Raw genomic sequence first — 22,234 nt, forward strand, 5'->3', positions numbered from 1 at the left:
GATGAACAAGTCATGCTGCGGGTGACGGTCGGGGATCAGCTGCGCCTGACGATTCGTGCTTTCAGTGTCCATGCCTGAGCTTCGTGGTTTCAGGCACCGGATGTCAAGATTCGTGGTTTCAGTTACCACCGGGAGATTCGTGGTTTCAGTTACCGCCAGCAGGATTTCAGTTACCGAGATTCGTGGTTTCAGTTACCGAAGGCTCAGGAAAATTTAGCCAATTCAATCTGTTGTAAGCTATTTTGAGGTGCTTAACACCTTATTTAACACATATTTAACACAGCAGCACGGTCTGGTCGCAGTCTCTCTCCCCTGCCTCGACTGGCAGCCTCTGCGGCGTCACCAGCTCCCCAGCTGCTTGCCTGGGCTGGTGTCCATCGTGATGACCAAGCGTCAAGCCCACCCGGCACGCGGGTAGGGATGCCCAGTCTTACGGGCTTGCTCTGAGCGGGCCGCGAATGCTCCCCTGCGCTAAGCCGAGGGATGGCCACAGCCTTGACCGTGCTTACCGCGGTCCATACACAACCGGCGATTTCACGAAAAACAGAGAGCGCAAGTGTTGAGGCTAGCCGTTCCTCACGTCGAATCGATCACGTGCCAAGCCGACTGGTCGCGCCACGATCACGCCAACCTCTCTTTCGTGAGCGAGGGAGGCGACCTGCTTCCGTTCCATCTCGCCGTGCGCAAGGACGAGAAGGCGCTGGTCGCGAACTCTTTTGGCAGCGACGGCTGGCAGCACGAGTGCAGGATCGGAATTCCGGGCTTCTCGCCTACGACCGAGATCGGCATCGGCCTCGTCCGCAATGACGACGAGCTCCTTGGGCTCGAGATCGTGATCGACCAAGTGCCTGTCGTCTCCATGCTGACCGGCGCCTTCGAGGGAGTAGCAGAGGCTGTCGCGCTACGCCACGACAGCGCCGTGGTGCCCGAGACCGTCGCCATCACGCTTGACCCCGCCGCCGACGTCCAGCTCTGGGTCGGAAGCGACTTCAGGGTCAGGGGCTGGTTCTCGGGGTCTAGGGACGTTCCGGCGCGGTTCACACTAGGTTTTCCGGGCGACGAGGAGGTGCAGCCTCTCGTGCTGACGTGGACGGACGAGCCCGAAGGCCGAGCACTGGCCGATGACGCGCCGACCCCGGCGTACAGGGATGTCGAAAGCGGCAGCCGGGGGCACTTCACCGCCGCCCTCCCAGGCCGCATCTGGAGCACTGTCCCTCAGGACGAGGCGGCCTCACTGCGGCTGCTCTCCGGTGACCGCATTGCCGCGAGAGTCGCTGTCAGCCGGGCGGAGATCCTCCAGTCCATCGAGGCGGCCGCGACCGGTTGCAACATCGACGACGAGGCGCACCTCGCGCTGTCGGCGCTCGAGCATGTCCGCTTCGGCGGTTTCTGGAATGACCTGTCCGAGACGGCTCGCGCGTTCTGCACCCATGTCGCCGCCCGCTACAATCTGGCGGAGTTCCTGCGCGGGGGCCTGGAGGCCGGCGAGGTCACGGTCCCGAAGCAACCCCTGCCGGTGATCGCCCCGGCTCAGGAGCTGGGAGACAAGATCCTCGACTGCGCCCGCGGCGAGATCCTCGACTTTCTCTGGGGCGGCGAAACCGCGGGGCTGGCAGCGGTCGCCGGCCGCGTCATCGCGCAATACGCGCTCTCCGACGCCCAGGCCCTGACCCTGGTGCGGGAACTGACCGAAGAGTGCATCTACTTCGGCGTCATGGACGAGCTGATCGAGGTCGCGCGCCCCCTGCCGCCGATCACCGCAACCCGCGACGACCCCAACTGGAACCGGAGCATCGCGCTGCCCTTCCTGCTGGCGCGGGGCGAACTCGGGCATGCCTGCGATCTGCTGTGGACGCTCGAGCCCGACGTGGACTGGATCGTCACCCCGGCGATCGGCTGGACCCTGTCGGAGGTGATCGAGACCAGCGGCAAGTACCCGGTGGCCCTGTCGCGGCGCAACAACGCGGTCTACGCCTATTTCGACGTCGTGAAGCGGATGAGCGCCAGCTACTGGGGCCGTGCGCGCTGCTCGTCGCTGATCGCCGTCGCCGCCCGGCTTGTCCGCCGGCGGGAAAGCTTCCCGAGCTACCTGCAGCGCGAGATCGAGACCTTCGCGGCGCACCACTACGGCCTCAGCCGGGAGTTCTGGGAGCAGTTCGAGGGCATCACCGATGAGGAGCTGGGCCTCCAGCTCTGCACCGCGCGGGACAGCTTCGACGCATTTCGTCGTCTGGCGCTTCCTGGCGCGGAGGCGCCGCCCGCGGCGCCCGAGCCCGGCGCGCTGCCCGCTCTGATGACCGCGGCCGCGATGAACTGGAAGCAGCCCGTGGACGGCCAGCGGCTCGTGCGCGAGCTGATGCTGGAGCGGAGGCTCGCGCCCGATACCGCGATGCATCCGGAAGACATCCTGAGGATCGCCGCGGGGCCTTTCGGCGGCGACCTCGCACCCGTCATGGTCCCCGCAGTGCGCGAGGAGCTGCGCCGGCTGCACATCAACATTCCGAAATCCGAGCTTTACGGCCTGCAGCATCAGGCCTCGCGGGAGGCGCTCGAGACCTTCGCGCGGATCCGCAGGAACGAGCCGCTCGAGGTGGGCCAGTTCGACGCCCTGCTGGGGCGCCTCGAACTGCTGAACACCGCCGACAACCACTGGCTCGGCCTCGACATGGCGCTGCTGCTGTTCAGCGCGCTGACCGATGCCGGGCGCATCCTCGAAGCGGGCCGGTCGATTGCGCGGTTCCTGCCCGCGCTGCATGACGTCGCCGCGTCGGCGGCTTCGGCCAGCGAGCGGCTGCCCGCCATCCGCGCTGCTGCGGTCTGGAGCAGCCTTGCCGACACCCGCCAGCCCCATCCGCTGCGCAAGGCCACGCTGAAGCTTCTCGGCCAGGCCGTCGGCCTTGACGAAGCTCCCGTGGTCCCGGCCGCGGACGCGGCGGTTGCGGCGCCTGCCGCGGCGTTCTTCGACCTCATCGTCGTCATCATGACCTGCGAGCGTTACCTCGACGATCGCGCCGCGGCCGTCCGCAAGAGCTACGTCACCCGGCTCCAGGAACTGGGCATCCCCTATGTCTTCGTGGTCGGCGGCGGCGACGGGGCGCAGGCCGGGGACGTGGTCCGCCTGGACTGCCCCGACGACTACGAGCATCTGCCGCAGAAAACGCTGAAGGCCGTCGAGTGGGTGCACCGCAATACCCCGCACGCCTTCATGCTGAAGATCGACGACGACTGCTTCCTGAATGTGGACGAGTTCCTGTTCAGCCGCAGCTATCGCAAGTTCGACTATTACGGCCGCCGCATCCATCGGCCGATCGGCGGCATGGACCGCACCTGGCACATGGCCAAGTCCTCGAGCGCCCGCGGCCGCATGGAACTCGACAAGTCGCCCGAGCCGTCTGTCTATGCGGATGGCGGCTCCGGCTACAGCCTCAGCCGCCGCGCCATGGGCGCGATCCTCGATGCCGTGTCGTCGCCCGAGGGCTCGGAGCTGGTGCGCGAGTCCTTCATGGAGGACAAGATGGTGGGCGACCTGCTGCGCCTGCGGGGGATCGGCCTGCATTCCGAGGATCTCTACGTTTCCGTGCTGCGCAAGGCGGCAGGCTCGCGCGTGCCCGTCTCAATGTACAAAAACGCGTTCTTCAGCAGCGACGCCTCGCCGGCGAAGGTGGTCCACATCGACGGCAGCGCCCTGCAGGAGGCGGTCGGCGCGACGCTGCACCGGCCCGTGCTGGAGCCGAAAAAGATCTGGCCGACCTGGACGCCCGTCGCCGTCGGCGCCGACAGCAACGCGCTTGAACTGGTCAGCAGCCGCGCCACCTGCGAACGCTTGGCGCGGGCACCCTTGGCCGTCGTCGCCTGCGTGCGCAACGAGATGTTCATGCTGCCGAGCTTCCTCGCGCATTACCGCAAGCTCGGGGTCGAGAGTTTCCTGATCTCGGACAACTGCTCCACCGACGGGACGCTCGACTACCTGCTGGAGCAGCCGGATGTCGTCGTCTTCTCCTGCGACACGCAGTACCGGAAATCGGTCTACGGGGTTGCCTGGCAGCAGGCGATGCTCGCCAATTTCCGCATGGGCCGCTGGAGCATCGTCGTCGATGCCGACGAGCTTCTGGTTCACCCGGACAGCGACCGGCAGTCGCTGGCCGAGTTCCTCGCCGCGGTGGACGCGGAAGGGGCGGATTCCGTCACCTGCCTGATGCTCGACATGTATCCGCGCGGGCTGCTGGAGAACGCTAGTTTCGAGGGGGAAAACCCGTTCGAGGTCGCCGCTTACGCCGACCGCAAGCCGTTCCGGCGCACCTGGATCGGTCACGGTCCGTATTTCAACTCGCTGACCTGGACCAGCGCGCTGCGCCACCGGCTGATGCCGAACTCGAAGCCCGACGAGTTCGTGGCCCAGAAGGCCTGCATCCTGAAATACGCGCCCTGGATGCAGCTGTCGGCCGGGATCCACTATGTCGGCGACCGCCGCGCCAGCCGGAGCATGGCAATCCTCGCGCATTTCAAGTATCACGCCGCCTTCAAGGGCAAGGTCGTGGCGGAGGTGGAGCGGGGCCAGCATTTCGGCGACGCCGCCGAATACCAGCGTTACCTGTCGCTGCTGGCGGAGGGCCGGGATACGCTGTTCGATGAGGCGGTCTCGGTGCCGTGGGACGAGGCGGAGATGGTGCGAGAGATCCTGCATACGGAACAACCGCGCCTCCGGACCTCCAAGGTAAGGCGTACACGGTCAAGATGATGGCGCCCCAGAATGCATCACCTCCGAGCCCTGTGATTTCAAAGGCTGAGGGTATGGAAAGATCGCCCAAGCCATTTCTCGTCCTTACACTTAGAAGGACGGGTGGAACGTCGCTGGTTGACTTTATGTACCGTGTCACTCCGTTCCCCGCGGCGGAGGACGAGCCCTTCAATCGGCGCAGGGTTTGGGGAAAGGTCACCACACGCTACGAAAGTGATGGCAACACTACTAATTTGGACGCGAGCGTCGACGGCTTGCTCCATGAACGGCCCAACATCAAACATTGCCTGGATATTGTTCCGGCCGGCATCACGTCTAGTCTCATCGATGCCTGCGCTCGGCGGGGCTATGAAATCTTTCTGCTGACGCGCAGAAACGAGGTTGACCGGCTGGTCTCCCTGGCCCTCGCGGAGGCGACCGATGTCTGGGGAGTTGCTGAAGCAAAACAGATCTATCCGCAAATATTGGCAGGTGAGATTAGCGTACCGCCGATCTCGGTGGATCAATACATCCGTCGCGCTCGTCTGGATGCTGCCAAGCTGGGGACGACCGTTCGTCTTCTCCGACATCGCAGAGTCCACTACCAGTGGCTGGTGTTTGAGGAATTGTACCAGTCGGACCTCGACATCCGCACGTTTGCAGCGAAAATTGCTGGCAAGCTTGGCGTAGAAATCCAATCGGATGACCCTCGACTTCTTTCCTTTGTCAGCGGCTCTGGTCAAGGGAGCCGTTCCATCGAGGCCAAGGTCGGCAATACTGACATACTAAGAGAGCGCCTAGAGAGATCCGTCGTATGTTGATGCTGCTGCATCAACCGGCGCGCGCCCTACCCAGTAGCTTGCAACTTTGAGCAATGATGTACCCATCCCGGTGCGGGGGGCAGAAAGTCAGGAGATGAAAGATGCCGGTAATACTCAGGCAGCACAATATCGCTTACTTCCCTGTCCCCAAGACAGGATGCACCTCCCTCAAGGAGCTTTTCTTTGAGGTGGAGAACGGCTGGCGGTTCAAGCCGTTCAGGCGGAATGGCCAGCAGTACCACATCCATCATGCCTACCCCTCAGTGCTGTTTTCTGAGATGCGGCCCCAACGTTTCGAGGGGTTGGATCGGTTCCTGATCGTCCGAGATCCAGTGGCCCGGTTCCTCTCGGCCTATAGCAACCGAGTTGTTCACCATGGCGAGCTCTCCGTGGAATATGCGGGAAACTCCTTGATGAAAGAAGGCCTTCCCTACAGTCCGTCACTGTCGGAATTTGTCACTAACATTGCTGGTTATCGCAAGGCGGTACCAGTGATCGAGCATCACGTCCGGCCCCTCGTTGACTTCGCCGGCATGAACGCGGAATACTACACGCGTATTTACTCGATCTCCAAGATCGGCGACTTCGCTCAGATGGTCTGTGAACGAACCGGGACAGATGTCGAGCTGCGGAGGCTTCAGACGGGAGGACCTAAGATCACGGTTGACGCTCTCTCGCCGAAGGAGCTTGAAGTAGTCCGTGAAATCTATGCTGATGATTTCAATGTCTATGGAAGCTACTTCTGAGCGCCTTGGCAATTGTTTTTGGCGCGACTAGTCACGGCGGAAGCAAGTGCGAACTCCGGCGAACGCGCCGCCCTCGACCCTGTTGCGGAGCACCACATTGACAACCAATGCACTCAAGCACCTGCCGAAACATGTAGATGACTTTATCCGCGACGCCGGCAAACAAAATCATGCCCGGCGAGCACGTATTTTCAAGAACAGGTGCTATACCGTAGATTTCGACTGCCACGGAACCGCGTTCGCCTTCGATTTTGTTCCTGCGGCAAACGACACAGTTTCCTTAGACTTCGTGCCGCGCGGAGATAGTCCGACTTCTGCCGCCTACAATGCAGAAGCTCGCACGGGGAAGCGCAGGGTAATCGATGAAGCGCCCATTGACATCGCGCTGAAGGCGTTCGCGTCGAAGCTAGCTAGGGTCGAGGATCTAATAAAATCGCCGCACCTAGACAATCCCCTCCGCGGCGTAACAGAGACAACGGTCGAGAACACGGCCACAGACCTCGAGGGCGCTCTGACCGTCGGAGTTATGACGCTCCCGCTTAGCGCCAATTTCGGCAACAACCTTCAGGCGTTTGCTCTTATAGACACGCTCCGCCGTATGGGACACCGCACGGTTCTCATCAACCGTCGGCGCCCGCCGAAGGACTATGTGGAGAACGATGCCGCCATCACGGCCAGCCGTTCTCGGGCCCTATTCATTGATTATGCGGATCAGACTCCTCGGTACCTGCCAAAGGTCAATGCTAGGTTTGTCGATCGGCACATTGGCCACTCAACACCGGCCTTTGTTTCCTCGCAGCAACTAACCCGCAACATCGACCGCTATGATCTCGACGCCGTGATCGTCGGCAGCGATCAGACCTGGCGTCCAAACTACGCGTCAACGCTTCTTAGTGACTTCTTTTTAGGGTTCCTAGATCGGTTCCCACGTGACATCCGACGGATCAGCTACGCTGCATCGTTCGGTGCAGATCGATGGGAGTACGGGCCCGAGGCCCAACGGACGGTCGCCCCCCTTCTTCAAAAGTTCGACGCGGTGTCTGTCCGAGAGGATAATGCCGTAGAGCTGTGCCGCACAAATCTGGGTCGGGATGCCGTGCATGTGTTGGACCCAACGATGCTCGTCTCGCCTGACCGCTACGTCGAGGTTTTCTCAGAGATTGTCGCTCCCCATGCCGAAGACCGACTTGTAACCTATATCCTTGATCCGACGAGCGACAAGGATGCGCTTCTTGCGACGCTGTCGCAACACTTGGGCCTTCCCATTTATTCGACGAACGGGCGACCGTACACCTCCGGTGACCCGCTCAAGGATAAGCATGGCGACAACTCAGTAGAACGCTGGCTGGCATCGATACACGGCTCACGCTTCGTCGTTACAGATTCATTCCACGGCATGGTCTTTGCCATCATATTCAAAAAGCCATTTATTGTCTATGCAAACCCACGCCGGGGGATGGCGCGGTTTACTTCCCTTTTGGGCTTACTCGGACTAGAGAGACGGCTCGTGACGACAGCGCCGGACATGAGTATAGAGCAGGCACTGCAGCCTATCGATTGGCGCGACGTTGACGAACGGCTGCGCAGGATGCGGCAGTCTTCAATGGAGTTTCTACAGCGGGCGCTCGCGCCAAAGACAGAACATGCCGCTTCCTCGCAAGACCGCTCGCGTACTCATTCCCAAGAGATCGCGCACAATGCTCCCGTCTCAACAAGTGGCGGTTTTGTCGACGACGCCCGCAGGCTGGCTTTGCTCGACAGCAAGAGATACTCAGCTGCCTATCTAGGGGGCGACCCGGCCGGAAAGCTTCGTGCAGTGTTGATGTTTGATGCGCATGCGCTCGAGAAAGGTTTGAGCCATACGTCGTTCAGACCGGGGTTTGGAAAGCGACCGTTGGCGCGCCTGGCTGAAAAAACCACTCTGTGGCTGGACTCGGGCAATGATCTAAACGATCCATTTTTCTTGGCCGCAACAGCTGCTCTTCGTGCCTACTTTGAACGTCACAGGGCGTTACACGTCAACGTTGCGCATCTTTGGAGACTGTTCCCGCCGCGGATACAAGATCTAATAGCATCGTCGGATAGCTCGCAGGGAGGCGCGTTAAGGGCGCGCCAGGATCGTGAGACAGTTCCGCCAATCGAAAACAGTAAGTCGTTTATGGAAGTGGCCTACGGCCGGCGCAGCGTTCGGGAGTTCACCCCCGATCCCGTAGACATTGAAGCTATCAAACAGGCGGTGCGAATTGCCTCGCAGGCACCCTCAGTCTGCAATCGGCAGGCACCGAGAGTCCATTACTTCAGAGATCGAGAGACGATCAGCCGTCTGGTGGATCTACAGGGCGGGTTTAGCGGATATCCAAAGCCACCCGGACTACTGCTGGTAACCTGCGATCTGACGGCTTTTATCTACCACACCGAGCGCAATCAGGGCTATATAGACGGCGGTCTCTTTATGATGACACTCTTGCTTGGATTGGAGCAAGTCGGACTGGGCGCGTGTCCGTTGAATGCGGCAATGGATGCGCGACGGGAGCGCGCTATCCGTGAGATTATATCGGTTCCTGAGTCAGAAGCCATGATCTCCTTTGTGGCAGTTGGGCATTATGATCCAGCCGTTTTGGTGGCGAGGTCCCTTAGATATCCCGTCGAAGAGGTACTAAGCGTCCACGGCGAATGAGCAGGGATCGTTCCAACGATGAGGGTGCGCCTGCCAACATCAGCGGGTGACGATCTTGTTAACTTTACGCGTGGAGTGCCACGGGCTTCCCGAGCATATGAGGAAAGGTGCATGAAGCCGCTTGCGCTATATGTTGGGCTTCCTCAAACTGGAGAGGATAGACTGGCCACCTTGTTTGAGATCAACGGATTGTCAACTACTGGGCACAGCGGAGGTCGCTTAGCTCAAGAAGTGGTATTTCGACGCCTTTCTGGCTCTCCGTTAGGAAGGTTGTTTGAGGGCTATGATCTAATTGTTGGCTTGGAGGGCAAGCCGCGTCCTGGGCGCCCGTTTCTCACGGGGTATACAGAGCTCGAGTATTTGTTGCAGTGTGCAGCCAACGCGGTCCTAGTTTTTAACGACATTGATCAAGATATCTGGATCCGCAGCATGCAGTTGCGTGATAACGGGGCTGCGGCTGCCTTCCAAGCGACTTGGTTGGGTGTACCGCACGAGGAGCTGCCTGCGATCTGGTGCGCTCAATTCGCGAAACAACGCGCAAGGGTGGAAACGGCGCAGGACAGCGGGGCAAGGGTCGTCGTCTTGGATGCCGACGGCAGCTTTAGTGACTGGCAGGACAGGCTCTCCCCCTGGTTCGACCTTCCTATTGTCCCGGATGGGGAAACCGTATCAACTCTGTCCGCAAGCAGCGTCAGGAAGGACAGAGTTATTCCGCCAGATGGCTCGCCAATTACCGCGTTGGAGCGGACCACGGCGTTAGCTCGGCACTGTCTTGGAAGCGTGCATCCCGCCAGCACAGGTGGCGCTGTTTTTTCGGATATCTATGCGGAATGGGATGGCGGCGAGAAGGTAACGAGACAGGATGGAACACCATTCCCCGTCCGTTTTGGTCAGCTAGAGGGGCGGCACGGATGCCTGGCTCAGCCCGGAGTCAAAAAGGCCAACCGCGTCGAGGGAGTGATAAACGAAGCGTTATCTAGCGGCGCGGCATCACCCCTCCGGATTGATATGCAAGATTGCCGCCTCTACGGCCTCAAGCATGGTGACATCCCGGATGCACCTGTCTTAACCTACTGCCGTAGGGGGGGGGCAAAGAACGTAGTACTGTGGCCGCTGCCTGAATACCACAGCATCGGTGCAGAGAATTTTGTTGGTGCGGGTCCTTGCGATAACGTGTCTTTCGAAGATAAGCTTGACGTCTTGTTCTGGCGCGGCGCTCTTTCGGGTCATTGCAGCAACGTGGTTGAGGGAGTCTTCACAGACGAAGTCTGGAGGGTAGCTGACGCGTTATCCACCAACCCGGAATGCGAAGACCTGTGGGAACTGTTTGCAACCTGCACGCGCGTATCCGTTTTGGAGCGACATGGTGCTGTAGCCGGAATTGATATGAAGCTTGTGTCAGGGCCAAGTTTCGAATGGCTCAGCAAGCATCCTCGCACGGCTTCCCTTTGCGGACGAGGCACCAAGCGTCGTGGAACGTTGCGCCACCGCTATATATTGAGCATGCGAGGCTACGACACTGGGTCAAACTTTATCTCGGCCGCCAATTCTAACTCTGTGGTGCTGAAAGAAGAGGACGGCTGGGAGTTGTTCTACTCGCCGCTCTTCCGGCCCTGGGAGAGCTATATCCCTCTCGCCCCTGGACTCCACGATCTAGAAGAGCGCCTCGAGTGGGCCAGGAGTAACCCTGCTCGCTGCAAGGAAATAAGCGCGGCGGCTCGAGATGCGTGTCGCTATTTGGCCTCCCCGAAGTGGAGGCGCCTTTTGTTGCGGGCTGTAGCCGGCAGTATCTGACGGTCTTGCGCGCCTCTGTCGCCTGAGCAGAGCGTGCGGTCGCCGGTAGCCGAACCGGTGCCGCTCATTGGCGAGATCTCGAAACCGGCACTGCGACAGACTCGCGCTTCACCCGGGCATCAGCACCAGCGGGATGGTCCCGCGCTACCGGCCCGCGCCATCATCTGGCGGAGCACGAGAAGGAGGAGCAAAAACGCCCGTGGCATGTCACTCGGTGTAGTAAACGTTCGTATACTGGACAGTCGGGAAGTAATTCAAGTTACAGCGTTTCGACAGGTACGCCGACGATCTCATTGACGTGGGACCAGGCTTTGTCCGTGGTCAGGGCCGTCGCGCTCCGGCTGACGCATAGAGCCAGGCAAGCGCGGTCACCCAAGGAGAGCCCCTGTCCTCGCGTCGCAGTTCGCAGTGCTCCCGTGGTATGGGCCGCACTCTCGTCGAAGGGCACGACAGAAAGATGGAGCGGGGCGAGAAGGACACGGGCGGTGTCCGCATCGGCGCCCAGTTCGTTCAGCTTCGACGCCACCTCTGCAAGGTTCACGGCCGAGATCACGGCGGAGGGCAGAACAGCAGCCACGCGGTCGGCACCTGGTTCGCCGTTGATGAGGCACAGGAGCGCGGAGGCATCTAGGACATAAGCCTGCTGGCCTCCCGCGGCCGCTCTGGCACTCTCGGGCCCAGTGGTGTCACTCACGAGCCGCCTCCGCCCGCCGGTCTGCGATCAGTTCTTCGGACAGGATCCTGCCGTCGGGGTTCAGCTCCCGCATGCGCTCCTGCACCCGGCGGATGGCCGAAGACAGCGAACGCACCCGCAGCTCGCCCTCGTCCAGCTCGACGATGACGGTATCACCTGGGGCGATGCCCATCGCTCGACGGAACGCGGCGGGGATGACCAGCTTGCCCCCTTCCACGACCTTGACCCGTTGCGATTGCATGGCTCTCTGATCCTCTCAGGAACTGCACGGGCATGATAACGGTCGCAGGCCGTGGGTATCAATCTCCCTTCGCGTCTTGGTAGGCGGTCAGGTCAGATCGGCAGCATATGCCAGAGTCGAGCAGTGGTACCAACATGTCGTTTGATGCTGCCCATCGCGTCGGTTTGGGTATACCCCAGAAGAACAGGTGGATCGGACACAAATAGGCGTCCGAATAGGGTTGCGTTCTTGTGTTTCGGACGACAATCTGGGCGGGTCTAGACCCTTGCAGGACAGAACAGTCCTTCCATGACCCTCTACGGCTATGCCCGCGTGTCATCGACCGACCAGGATCTCTCTCTGCAGGAGGCCGCGCTCCGTGCTGCCGGCTGCCAGGTGATCCGCGCTGAGAAGAAGACCGGCACTCGACGCGACGGTCGTTATGAACTCGACACCCTCCTGCAGTTCCTGCGCACAGGCGACACGCTGGTCGTCACCCGCATCGACCGGCTGGCGCGCAGCCTCAAGGACCTGCAGGACCTTGTCCACGAGTTGAAGGAGAAGGGCGTTGCGCTGAAGGCAACCGAGCAGCCCGTGGACACCTCCACCGCCGCCGGCAAGGCCTTCTTCGACATGCTGGGCGTATTCGCCGAGTTCGAAACCAGTCTGCGGCGCGAGCGGCAGGCGGAAGGGATCGCCGCTGCCAAGCAGCGCGGCGTCTACAAGGGGCGCAAACCCCGGATCGATCCCGTCGAGATCCGCAGGCTCTCTACGGAGGAGAAGCTCAGTCCTTCAGCAATCGCCAAGCGGCTGGGAATCGCGCGCTCGTCGGTCTACCGCCTTCTGCCCGAGGTCCGAGGCGTTCAGAGCCTGGCATGAGCGACCAGCAGTGCCTCTGGACCGAGAAGCGCGACATCAGCGACAAGCTCTGGCGGATTCAGCTGATTGACGCGGCTTCCGCCTCACCTGGGCACGCCGGGGGGTGTCATGATGTTGGATGACCCAAAGACCCCACGACCGCCCTTGCTGAAAAGCCAGACCCGTCAATCAAGCTGGCGCCGCGCCAATATTGCCAAGTACACGGCCCATCTGGCGGTTCAGCGGGCGCTCCTGTCGGGAACGCTGCAAAAGCAGGGCTGCGAGGTGTGTGGCAGCAACGCGGTCGATGCCCATCACGACCAGTATGAGGAGCCGTTGAACGTCAGGTGGTTGTGCCGCCGCCATCACGTCAAGCTGCACTATTACGGCGAGGACATGTTTCCCATTGGCCGCTCCTCGCTGGAGGCGCAATCGCACGAGGAGTGAGGACAAGCCCGAAGGTAGTGCGCGCTCCCATGGTGGGAACCACCGCGACCGTCTTGCCGGCCCTGCGCCAAGCCGAGACCACGTGGAGGTCAGCGACGGTCCGGGCGACCTTCATCGGGCAGCCTCGTCAGTGGCAAACCAGGCCCCATCCCAAAAGCGCCGACGCATCAATCACCACCGTCAGCGCTGGCCTTCGTCCCGCGCCGACAGGATTTCCTCACGCGACAGGGCCCGACCATGCTGGGCCAAGCGTGCCCGCAGCCGGGTCAGACGCCGCAACGCCTCGGCCCGAGTAGAACCCGCGACCGGAACCAGCCGGGCGACAGGCGTGCCCTGCCGGGTGATCGTGACGGTTTCACCTGCCTCGGCCGCTGCGAGCAGTTCCGAGAGATGGGTCTTGGCTTCAAAAGCACCGACTACACGCATGACTTTCACTGAAGACGTTCGGCAATCCACAGCTTGATAAGAGATTGCCGGGTGACGCCAAGTTCCTTGGCCTGTCGGTCAAGGCTGGTGACGACCCAAGCTGGAAAATCCACATTGACCCGATGGGTCTCGGTGTTTGTCCGGCGAGCCCGCGACCAGTCCACCTGAGCGCTCACGTCCTCGCCGGCCTCGAACCTCTCGTCGAACTCACGCGCCTTCATAGCGTTCGACCTCCTCCTTGCGGGCACGACGCACCGAGATGATGCCCATGGCTTCCTTCCTAGCCGTTCGGACACGTGCAGGCGAGCCGATCGTCGATGCGCGGCTTAGCGCCTCGTTGATATCCCTGCGGGCTGGACTAAGTCTTAGTCCAACACCAAGGAGCATGTCATGCAGATGAACGTGGCGGAGGCAAAGGCCCGGTTGTCGGAACTCATCGCAGCCGCCGAGCGCGGCGAGGAGGTCATCATCGCGCGTGGTGGCCAGCCGGTCGTGCGGCTGGTCTCGGTTCATCGCCCAACCGTCCGCATCGGGATGGGTGACGGGCTGGTCAGCAGGGTGCCGGACTTCCTCGCCCCCATGTCCGAGAACGAGTTGAAGGACTGGGAGTGAGCAGGGTCCTTCTCGACACGCACAGCTTCATTTGGAGCCTGGTCATGTCCTCGGAGCTCAGCGCCACGGCGCGGGGCATGATCGAGGCTGCGGATGCTGTCTATGTCGCTCCGATCAGCTTCTACGAGATCACCCAGAAGCATCGCATCGGGAGATGGCCGGAGCTCGGTCCGGTTGTCGACCAGCTCCTGCCGCTCTGGCGCGAGCAGGGAACCGAACTCGCGCCATACACGGCCGAGATCGCGTTCCTGGCGGGAGCGATGCCGTGGAGCCACCGGGATCCCTTCGACCGGATGATCGCGGCGACTGCCATCACGCTCGGCTGCCCCCTGATCTCCAAGGATGTGGCGTTCGACCAGCTCGACAGCTTTTCGGGATGGCCAGGCCGCGTCTGGGGAGCTGCGCCCGAGGACCCAGTGTTACTCTAGGTCACGCTGCTGCCGGATGAGACCGGCGGTGAGAAAGTCAGCCAAACCGGTGTTTCTACACCGCGCTCCGGGACATGATCAAGCGCGCCGCCTGGAGGCGAAATCCGCCGAGCGATTTCCGGCGCCTTTCGGGCAGTCACAAGCACGTTTTCGCTCATTTCCCGCCGGGGTTGAGATTAAGCGAGGCGGGCTCTTGCGCATTCACCAGCGTGAATCTGCCTAAAGTGTCCGAGCACTTGGTTCTGGCACTTGCGGCCCATCGAGGGATGTCAGAAGCCGGCCCGGGGTGACGCGCTTATATAAATTACCCCTTGCCGAGCAATGGCATGAGCTTTTGTTGAGCGCAATCAGCCAGACATCCGAACCATGAATGGGACAGGAGCGATCGTAACGCTATGACGATCTACTACGTATCGAAGACGGGAAGTGACAGCGGGAATGGCAGCGCAGCATCACCTTGGCAAAGCATCGGCAAGGCGATGGCCTCGAATCTCCAGCCTGGTGACGAGGTCGTCGTTCGGCCGGGAACATACAACGAGTCGGTGAATTTCTCGAGGGATGGCTCGGCCGATGCCGATATCACCTTGCGGTCCGAGGTGCCGGGCGGGGCGGTGATTCGCCCGCCGTCAGGGAACGGAATCACAATCCGGGCGGACTACGTCACCGTCGACGGCTTTGAAGTCCATGGGGCCAGCGCTCATGGCATCGCAGGATTTGATGTCCATCACGTAACGGTGTCAAACAACATATCCCACGACAACAGTGAGTCCGGAATCTCGTTCGCGTGGTCCGATTTCATCACGATCGAAGGAAACGAGACCTACAAGAATGCCAGTGCCGGATGGTTCTCCGGGATTTCGCTCTACCAGAACCGGAACATCACCGGTGAACCCGATGATGGCTCGTTCCGGAACATCATTCGAAACAACGTGTCCTATGACAACGTCACCAAGGGCGGCGCCCACACGGACGGGAACGGGATCATCATCGATGATTTTCAAAGTACCCAGACCAGCGGCCACCCCAACTACACGTTCCGCACGCTCGTCGACAACAACCTCGTCTATGAGAATGGCGGAAAAGGGGTCCAGGTGACGTGGAGCGACTACGTCACCGTCAGTAACAACACCGCCTATCACAACAACCAGGACCTGCAGAACACGGGCACCTGGCGCGGCGAGCTCAGCAACGCGCAATCCAGCAACAACACCTGGGTCAACAACATCGCGGTGGTGGATCCGTCGATCAACTCGCACGGCACCGCGATCGACAGCACGTCCTACGGCGGCTACCGGAACGCCAACATCGTCTGGGAAAACAACCTGACGTTCAATGGCACGGCCGGCCAGTCGTCTGTCCGGACGGACGGTGGCAATGCGGCGCCGACTGCGGCGAATGGTAACCTGCTCGGCGTCGATCCGCGCTTCGTCAACCCCGGCACGGACTTCAGCCTGCGCTCGGACTCCCCGGCGATCGACGCCGGCACCGCGGCCCGCGGCCTGGGCAAGACCGACGTCGACGGCGACGCCCGCACCATCGGCAATGTCGACATCGGCGCGCATGAGCATGGCAGCGCGCCGACCGCGCCCACTTCGCCCACCGCGCCGGGTCCCGTCCCGGGCCCGGCGAACACGGCACCGGACGCGCGGAACGACTCCGGTTTCAGCACGGCCCACGAAACTCCCATCACCATCACCTCGGCCTCTCTTCTGGCCAACGACGTTGATGCCAACGGCGATCGTCTGACGCTGACAGGCGTGTCCGCGGCGAGCGGCGGCACGGTGGAGATCAACAGCGCCGGGAACGTAGTCTTCACGCCGTCGGGCGATTTCTCCGGGGCGGCCAAGTTCAGCTACACCGTTTCCGACGGCAAGGGCGGGACGGATACTGCCAGCGTCTCCCTGACGGTCGCCGCGGCCTCTGATGCGGCCCCGGCTCCGACGCCGGCCCCGACGCCGGCCGCATCGGGTCTCTGGGACGACGCGGCCAGACCCGCGTCGGTCACGACCGACGCAGAGACGCGGCCGGTCGAGCTCGGCATGAAGTTCCGCGCGAACGCCGACGGCGAGATCTCGGCCATCCAGTTCTACGAGACCGCTGCCAGCAGCGGCTCCCATCCGGTGTCGTTGTGGAGTTCCACCGGAGAGCTCCTGGCCCGGGAGAGCTTCACTGGCGGATCCGGCGATGGTTGGCGTGAGGTGACCTTCGACGAACCTATCAAGGTGCAGGCGGGCGAAACCTACATCGCCTCCTACCACGCCCCCCAGGGCCGGTATGCCGTCACCGAAGGCTTCTTCGACAAGGCTGTCGCCGGTGGCGACATTACCGCGCTGCAGAATGGCGGGGTCTATTCCTACGGCTCGTCGAGCTCCGTCCCGACCCAGACGTACAATGCGAGCAACTACTGGGTCGATGTCGTCTTCACCGCCAGCAACGCCAAGGTTGCCGCCGAGATTCCGGCGCCCACCATCGAGGGCACCACGGGCGGCGACACCCTGCGAGGCACGGACGGCGAGGACGTGATCCTCGGCGGCGCAGGAAACGACTGGATCTTCGGAAGCGGCGGTGCGGATGTCCTCCGCGGCCAGGACGGCAACGACGCGCTCCGCGGCGGCCAAGGCAGCGATGTCCTGATCGGGGGCAAGGGTAGCGACGTGTTCCTGTTCCGCAGCATCGCGGAATCGAATGCGGCGAACCCGGACGTGATCCGTGCCGGGGATGGCGCAATCGCCTTCGAGGGCGCCGGTGTGGCGGGCGGGGACGTCATCGACCTCTCCAGGTTGGATGCCGACCCTTCCCAGAGTGGCGTCCAGGCCTTCATCTTCGGCAGCAAGGACAAGGGCGGGCTCTGGCTCACGGATGTCGATGGCCGGACACTTGTCAGCGGCAACGTCAACGACGACAGCGCGGCCGAGTTCCAGCTCTGGATCGAGGACGGGAACCTCGCCGCCAGCGCCTACGTGGCGAGCGACTTCATCCTCTGATGATCGGGGGGCCGCCCTCGGGCGGCCCCTTCTTCCTGGCGTCGGGCCGGCTGTGATGACGCTCCGCGTCGGCGACTCTGGCGAACCTGTTTCGGGCAAGACCGTCGGAGGAGGTTGCCGATCTGGCTCACTGAAGACGTTCGGCAATCCACAGCTTAATCAGAGACTGCCGGGTGACCCCCAGTTCCTTGGCTTGGCGGTCAAGGCTGGTGACGACCCAGGCTGGAAAATCCACATTGACCCGACGGGTCTCGGTGTTTGTCCGGCGAGCTCGCGACCAGTCCACCTGAGCGCTCACGTCCTCGCCGGCCTCGAACCTCTCATCGAACTCACGCGCCTTCATAGCGTTCGACCTCCTCCTTGCGGGCACGACGCACCGAGATGATGCGCATGGCTTCCTTCCTGGGCGTCCACACGGCCGCCCAATACCGCTCCCCGATCCGTCCAACTGTGAGAAAGCGGGGCTCGTCCTCCGTGCGGGCGGGTGCCTCCAGCAGCCAGGGATCATCCCAGAGCGCTTGAGCCTCCTCGAAGTCGATGCCGTGCTTGGCTTTGTTGGAGGCGCTCTTGGCGGGGTCATACTCAAAGGACATGAAGATTTATGGTTCAAAAACTATACCGTTTCAACCAAAATAGCCGTTCGGACACGTACTGCAAGGCGCCCGTCACCAGATCGCCACGCCTCACTCCCAGCCTTCCACGGACGCGGCAGCGGCCTCGATAAAGCGGTCCAGATCGGGATCACGGGCGTCGGCTTCGTTCACGAGGGCGATCTGGCGCGCGCATTCGGCCGCGAAGCCGGGACGGCGAGTATCGGGGACCCAGATCTGGACGGGGCGCAGCCCGGCGGCCCTCAGGGCATCACGGCGCTTGCGGACACGGTGGGAGGCGGGTGTCGGCATGACGTTCCCTCCTTTTCGTTACATGTGACGTCGACAGGGCAGCCGGGCAAGGAGGCCCGGAAGGAAGCTCGAGACCCAGAGCCTTTCACAAGTCACGCTGCTGCCTGGACATTGGTCAGCTGGCTGGCTCAGCTCGCGTCACCGTTGAGGAACCGGGTCGCCGCTTCGGTGACGTTGTCGAGCGGCCACCCCGGTCCCATGCGGATCGAGCGCCTGAGCAGGTGGTGGCCGATGTAGATGGGCAGCACCCGCGCCGCCTCCTCTGCCCCGATCACGTCCGAAGCGGCCATCGCCTTTGCATCCACCGCACGTATGCCGCACCAGGTGGCGCCCTCTGCCGTTCCCTCGCGCTGCGCAATCTCCACCAGAAACAGCGCGATGTCCCAGGCCACGGGAAGCGACCGCGTTCCCTCGAGGTCGAAGCCGCAGATCGTTCCCGCGTCGTGGTGGAAGTTGCGGGCCACGAAATCGCCATGCGTCGAAGCGATCGACACCGGCGCGCCCTCGGCCGCGACAGCGAGGCCCGCGACATGTTCACCAAGCGCGCGGATGAGGGGGGAGTCGCGCAGTTCGCCCTTCCAGCCGGGCCTCGCCATTCGCGGAATGTGAAAGGCGCCGAACCGCCCGGCCGAGAAGCGCCGGACCACGCGCCGCGGGGCGCAGTAAGCTTCGAGCCACTTCCCGGCGAGGCCGATCAGCCCCGCCCGCCCGGCCGCATTGGCCTCGGCGATCGCTGTCTGGAGCGGGAAACCCGGCGCCGGCGCCAACACGATGAAGCCGCGCAGACGCGCGGTGAACAGTACCGGGGCGACCCGGAAAGCGCCCTGCGCCATATACCCGTGGGCAAAGGCGATGGCCGTCTCTGCCTGCCGCGCCTGGGCGGCCGGATCGCCGGCTATGAAGAGCTTGATGAAGCACGGCCTGCCGTCAAAGGCGCCCTCGGCCACGATCCGTTCGGCATGCAGCGAGACGATGCTACCGACCTCCAACCGTCCGGCCACCGCCGAACGGGCAATCTTCTGCCGGAGCAGCCGGAGCGGCGCGGGGGGCGGCCGCGGCGGGGCCCACGTCAAGGCGTCACCCTTGTTGCACCGTCATGAAGGCAGGCCAAGGGCCGTCCACGCCTGGCGCCATGGCGACGCAGCGCGGACCACACGGGCCCATCTTTGTCTCACGCAGCCAGGTCTTCGAGCGAGAGGCCTTGTTCCAGTGCCTTGTTGAACCAATACGGACGACGGCCGCGGCTGCTCCAGGTCTGCTGCGCATCGTCGGGGTTGACGTATTTCACCGGGCCGCCCGTGGCGCCGCCCGTCCTCCGGCGGCCGTTTCCAGAAGGCCCGTCCCCGAGCAGATCCTCCAGCTTGAAACCATGCTGCCTTGCCAGCTGCTCAACTGCCGCGAGGGCTGCCTTCTGCCTCCGCGTCTCGTAGCTCCTGATGGCGCGGTCGATCTTCTTCCTGAGTTCTTTAAGGGCCGGGAGGTCCATGCCGCTCAGATCGGACTCTTGATTGTTCATTCTGTCCAAACTCCTTGGGATATAAGATGACAGGGACGCATATGTCTTCGCCCCCGGCTTGTCTCCGGGGGCAGGCAAGCATCCTTTTAGGCCAACTGGTGCGGCTCTTAAAAGGGGCGGCTCGCAACGGGCCGCAGCATCATCATATTGTGGTTGTCACTCCTAAGGCGAGACACTACGAGGACCCCCTCGTCGTCCTGCGGCTGCCGCCATGGACTTAACACCAGATTTCAGGGCCGCAAGGAGCGGACTTGGATCATGGAAGTGCGAAATCGTGCTGCCCGCATTGTTTATGATGGGGACACGCCTTGCGTTGTGATCAGGCGCGTCGAAGAGAGCGTGCGAGCGCGGGGGGGCAAGCTGCTTCAGCCTGAGTGGGAAGTATTCTCGCGCGAGCTGCATGCAGCAGCGATTTCTGCCGGGCAGCCATGCCCTTGCGAGGCTACCCCGAACGAATTGCGATCGAGGTTCTCGATCGTTTAGCCGTCGTCCTGTCGAGTGACGCTTGAGGGCGGACCGAAGCCCCTAGGCCTTGCGCCATGGTGATGTAGCGTAGCAGGGCTTTCCGGACCCTCAACGCCCTCGCGGTGCCCGCCAGCCGGCCGCCTGCGCCTCGGCCTCGTCACAGAACCACCGTTCGCCCTTCTCCTCATCGATCAGGGTCTTCGTGTAGCTAGAGGACCAGGGCGTGTGGTAGATTCGTTCACCACGGGCGGAGATGTTGCCCTTGATCGGGCAGCCTGACCGAGGGGCATTTGCAGCCTCTCGTTCCCAACGGCCGGCCCTGAACTCCCAAGGCGGAACATTCTGCGCCGCCCACACGCCCTTGCCCTCCGCCTGAGCCGCTTTCTCCTCGCTGGAATAGTCCAGCGAGTATTCCCGATACGCCCAAGCCATCCCGCTCGCGACCAGTTCACGCCCCAGATCGTGCTCGTCCACCGTGCAGCGGGCCACGATGCGGCCATAACGGTCGTGTTCGAGGGCCGCGCACGCCACGATACGTCCATCAGCGAGGTCGGCCAGGAGATTGGCGGCTGCGGCGCCGCAGTTCCACAGCGCTCCTGCCGCATCCTGACAGGGCTGGTCCGTCTCCGGCGCATCGATGCCGTGGATGCGAACGATCACCGGCCCGATTCTCAGGGTGTCGCCATCGCTCACGGCTGCGGTGCCGCTGATCGACGCGGCCGCGCAAGGAAGGGCGAGGAGCCAAGTCACGGAGGCGAGCAGTTTCATTCCGCAACCATAGGCCAGAAGCTCATCACGATAGAAGGAGCCCTACCCCCGCCTCATGATCGCTATCGCAACCGGGTTGCTGCTATGGAGCTGGCGGCGAAGGGAGCGGTGAATGCAGCAGCCACAGATCATCGGCTTTGGAGCGCAGAAAGCGGGCACATCCTGGCTCGCTGCAAACTTGGCGCAGAACCCCGGCGTATGGGAGCCGCCGATGAAGGAGATGCACTTCTTCACCTTTGCGACGCTCGGGCATCGGTGGATGCTTGCAGGCCACCGCGAAAAAATGGCGCGGCTAGCGCGCGAGGCTGAGGGTCATCCGGCCAGGGCGGCCTACATCGGGCGCGTCCGCGAGGAAAAGGTGCTGTCGGAAGAGTGGTATCGTGCGGTTTATGCGGGATGCCCCGCAGGCAAGATGTCTTACGACATCACGCCCGCTTATGCCCTGCTGGGCGATGACGGGCTGGATCACATGCATCGGCTTCTGGGCGGCTCTTTCAAGGCGATCTACCAGATCCGCGATCCTGCGAGCCGCGTGATCTCGTCTATCAAGAAGCTGGCCCATAGACGTGGGGCGAAGCCCGATGATGCCGATTTCTGGATGGCCCAGGTGCGAGCTCCAGTTGCGGTCGAGCGATCTGCCTACCGCGGCACGATACAGCGTCTCGACGCAAAGGTGGGCGACCGGGTGCTCTACATCCCGTTCCGGCAGATTGCCCGAGACCCTGGTGCGGTGCTGGCGGCGGTTGAAGCACATTGCTCGCTGCCGGTCGGCGAATATCGGAAGCCCGGCGAGGCGCGTTACGTCTCGCCCAGTGTCGAGCCAACCCCGGCGATCATGGACGATGTCCGTGCCGAACTCCGCGAGCAATACGAGTTCTTGGAGGCGCGGTTTGGTGCGGACTTTCTTAGCCTGATCTGACCGCCCTCGCGTCAGCGATTGCTTGGTCCAAGAACTGCCTGGCGATCGGAGGCCACCACTCCTCGAGTAGGTGGCGCTCACACGCCGCGCGGTCGTCCAAGTCCACTGGGGCTATGGAGAGTTGCGCGGCCATCATTGGCACCGCTACGGCTGCGGCGCGAGCTGCAGCGGGGTGCAGGTGGACATTGTTCAGCAAGTTGCTCCCCCTTGAGGACACACGCACAAGATAAGTGAACAACA

The 22,234-nt window shown here is 62.5% G+C and carries 21 protein-coding genes; 11 read left to right on the forward strand and 10 right to left on the reverse strand.

From position 1 onward, the window contains the following. Positions 1 to 640: 640 nt before the first annotated feature. The 5 genes from GI374_RS19900 (at position 641) to GI374_RS16720 (ending at position 10,755) form a co-directional block, all read left to right on the forward strand. Positions 641 to 4,738 (forward strand): glycosyltransferase family 2 protein, encoded by a 4,098-nt coding sequence (locus tag GI374_RS19900; RefSeq protein WP_154338177.1) that lies wholly within the window; start codon positions 641 to 643, stop codon positions 4,736 to 4,738. Positions 4,739 to 4,791: 53 nt separating this feature from the next. Next, the gene (locus GI374_RS16705; protein ID WP_154338178.1) at positions 4,792 to 5,538 is read left to right on the forward strand and encodes a hypothetical protein; all 747 of its coding nucleotides are present in this window, start codon (positions 4,792 to 4,794) and stop codon (positions 5,536 to 5,538) included. A gap of 101 nt (positions 5,539 to 5,639) precedes the next feature. Continuing rightward, entirely contained in the window at positions 5,640 to 6,284 is a 645-nt protein-coding gene (locus GI374_RS16710; RefSeq protein ID WP_154338179.1) for a sulfotransferase family 2 domain-containing protein, read from the forward strand. A gap of 97 nt (positions 6,285 to 6,381) precedes the next feature. After that, entirely contained in the window at positions 6,382 to 8,961 is a 2,580-nt protein-coding gene (locus GI374_RS16715; RefSeq protein ID WP_154338180.1) for a polysaccharide pyruvyl transferase family protein, read from the forward strand. Between the two features lie 111 nt (positions 8,962 to 9,072). Continuing rightward, positions 9,073 to 10,755, forward strand: a complete 1,683-nt coding sequence (locus GI374_RS16720) for a glycosyl transferase family 90 (RefSeq protein ID WP_195759968.1) — start codon at positions 9,073 to 9,075, stop codon at positions 10,753 to 10,755. 259 nt (positions 10,756 to 11,014) lie between these two features. Here the strand turns inward: GI374_RS16720 and GI374_RS16725 are convergent, their stop codons facing one another. Both GI374_RS16725 and GI374_RS16730 read right to left on the reverse strand, forming a co-directional pair. Beyond that, positions 11,015 to 11,449 (reverse strand): type II toxin-antitoxin system VapC family toxin, encoded by a 435-nt coding sequence (locus tag GI374_RS16725; protein ID WP_370515428.1) that lies wholly within the window; start codon positions 11,447 to 11,449, stop codon positions 11,015 to 11,017. After that, entirely contained in the window at positions 11,442 to 11,690 is a 249-nt protein-coding gene (locus GI374_RS16730) for an AbrB/MazE/SpoVT family DNA-binding domain-containing protein (protein ID WP_154338182.1), read from the reverse strand. The genes GI374_RS16725 and GI374_RS16730 overlap by 8 nt, the downstream gene beginning before the upstream one ends. A gap of 288 nt (positions 11,691 to 11,978) precedes the next feature. Between GI374_RS16730 and GI374_RS16735 the strand changes: the two genes are divergently transcribed. Then, a complete protein-coding gene (locus GI374_RS16735) occupies positions 11,979 to 12,548 on the forward strand; it encodes a recombinase family protein (protein ID WP_154338183.1) in 570 nt (189 codons plus the stop codon). Positions 12,549 to 12,692: 144 nt separating this feature from the next. Continuing rightward, complete coding sequence (locus GI374_RS16740) at positions 12,693 to 12,974, forward strand: hypothetical protein (protein WP_154338184.1); 282 nt, start codon at positions 12,693 to 12,695, stop codon at positions 12,972 to 12,974. Between the two features lie 180 nt (positions 12,975 to 13,154). Here the strand turns inward: GI374_RS16740 and GI374_RS16745 are convergent, their stop codons facing one another. Beyond that, positions 13,155 to 13,400, reverse strand: a complete 246-nt coding sequence (locus tag GI374_RS16745; RefSeq protein WP_154338218.1) for a type II toxin-antitoxin system Phd/YefM family antitoxin — start codon at positions 13,398 to 13,400, stop codon at positions 13,155 to 13,157. A 5-nt stretch (positions 13,401 to 13,405) separates the two neighbouring features. Further along, entirely contained in the window at positions 13,406 to 13,621 is a 216-nt protein-coding gene (gene brnA / locus GI374_RS16750; protein WP_154338185.1) for a type II toxin-antitoxin system BrnA family antitoxin, read from the reverse strand. A 169-nt stretch (positions 13,622 to 13,790) separates the two neighbouring features. Here brnA (GI374_RS16750) and GI374_RS16755 point away from each other — a divergent pair, with 169 nt between their 5' ends. The 3 genes from GI374_RS16755 (at position 13,791) to GI374_RS16765 (ending at position 17,424) form a co-directional block, all read left to right on the forward strand. Next, positions 13,791 to 14,012, forward strand: coding sequence for a type II toxin-antitoxin system Phd/YefM family antitoxin (locus GI374_RS16755; protein WP_154338186.1), 222 nt, complete (start codon positions 13,791 to 13,793; stop codon positions 14,010 to 14,012). Next, positions 14,009 to 14,440 (forward strand): type II toxin-antitoxin system VapC family toxin, encoded by a 432-nt coding sequence (locus tag GI374_RS16760; protein ID WP_370515429.1) that lies wholly within the window; start codon positions 14,009 to 14,011, stop codon positions 14,438 to 14,440. The genes GI374_RS16755 and GI374_RS16760 overlap by 4 nt, the downstream gene beginning before the upstream one ends. Before the next feature lie 395 nt (positions 14,441 to 14,835). Continuing rightward, positions 14,836 to 17,424, forward strand: coding sequence for a DUF4082 domain-containing protein (locus GI374_RS16765; protein ID WP_154338187.1), 2,589 nt, complete (start codon positions 14,836 to 14,838; stop codon positions 17,422 to 17,424). Between the two features lie 127 nt (positions 17,425 to 17,551). Here GI374_RS16765 and brnA (GI374_RS16770) read toward each other — a convergent pair whose 3' ends face one another. From brnA (GI374_RS16770) to GI374_RS16795, 6 genes are all read right to left on the reverse strand, one after another. Next, a complete protein-coding gene (gene brnA, locus GI374_RS16770) occupies positions 17,552 to 17,767 on the reverse strand; it encodes a type II toxin-antitoxin system BrnA family antitoxin (protein ID WP_154338188.1) in 216 nt (71 codons plus the stop codon). After that, complete coding sequence (locus tag GI374_RS16775; protein ID WP_154338189.1) at positions 17,754 to 18,017, reverse strand: BrnT family toxin; 264 nt, start codon at positions 18,015 to 18,017, stop codon at positions 17,754 to 17,756. Before GI374_RS16775 ends, brnA (GI374_RS16770) begins: the two co-directional genes overlap by 14 nt. Before the next feature lie 90 nt (positions 18,018 to 18,107). After that, positions 18,108 to 18,326 carry an antitoxin MazE family protein gene (locus tag GI374_RS16780; protein ID WP_154338190.1) on the reverse strand — a complete coding sequence of 73 codons (219 nt, stop codon included), beginning with the start codon at positions 18,324 to 18,326 and terminating at the stop codon, positions 18,108 to 18,110. A gap of 128 nt (positions 18,327 to 18,454) precedes the next feature. After that, positions 18,455 to 19,327 carry a hypothetical protein gene (locus GI374_RS16785; protein ID WP_154338191.1) on the reverse strand — a complete coding sequence of 291 codons (873 nt, stop codon included), beginning with the start codon at positions 19,325 to 19,327 and terminating at the stop codon, positions 18,455 to 18,457. Positions 19,328 to 19,497: 170 nt separating this feature from the next. Further along, positions 19,498 to 19,842: an H-NS family nucleoid-associated regulatory protein gene (locus GI374_RS16790; protein ID WP_154338192.1), complete on the reverse strand. Its 345-nt coding sequence runs from the start codon at positions 19,840 to 19,842 to the stop codon at positions 19,498 to 19,500. Between the two features lie 573 nt (positions 19,843 to 20,415). Continuing rightward, positions 20,416 to 21,075 carry a thermonuclease family protein gene (locus GI374_RS16795; RefSeq protein WP_154338193.1) on the reverse strand — a complete coding sequence of 220 codons (660 nt, stop codon included), beginning with the start codon at positions 21,073 to 21,075 and terminating at the stop codon, positions 20,416 to 20,418. A gap of 112 nt (positions 21,076 to 21,187) precedes the next feature. Between GI374_RS16795 and GI374_RS16800 the strand changes: the two genes are divergently transcribed. Further along, on the forward strand, positions 21,188 to 21,994 hold the full coding sequence (locus GI374_RS16800; RefSeq protein ID WP_154338194.1) for a sulfotransferase: 807 nt from the start codon (positions 21,188 to 21,190) through the stop codon (positions 21,992 to 21,994). Positions 21,995 to 22,234 lie beyond the last annotated feature (240 nt).

The sequence above is a fragment of the Paracoccus sp. S-4012 genome, from assembly GCF_009674885.1.
Taxonomy (GTDB): domain Bacteria; phylum Pseudomonadota; class Alphaproteobacteria; order Rhodobacterales; family Rhodobacteraceae; genus Paracoccus.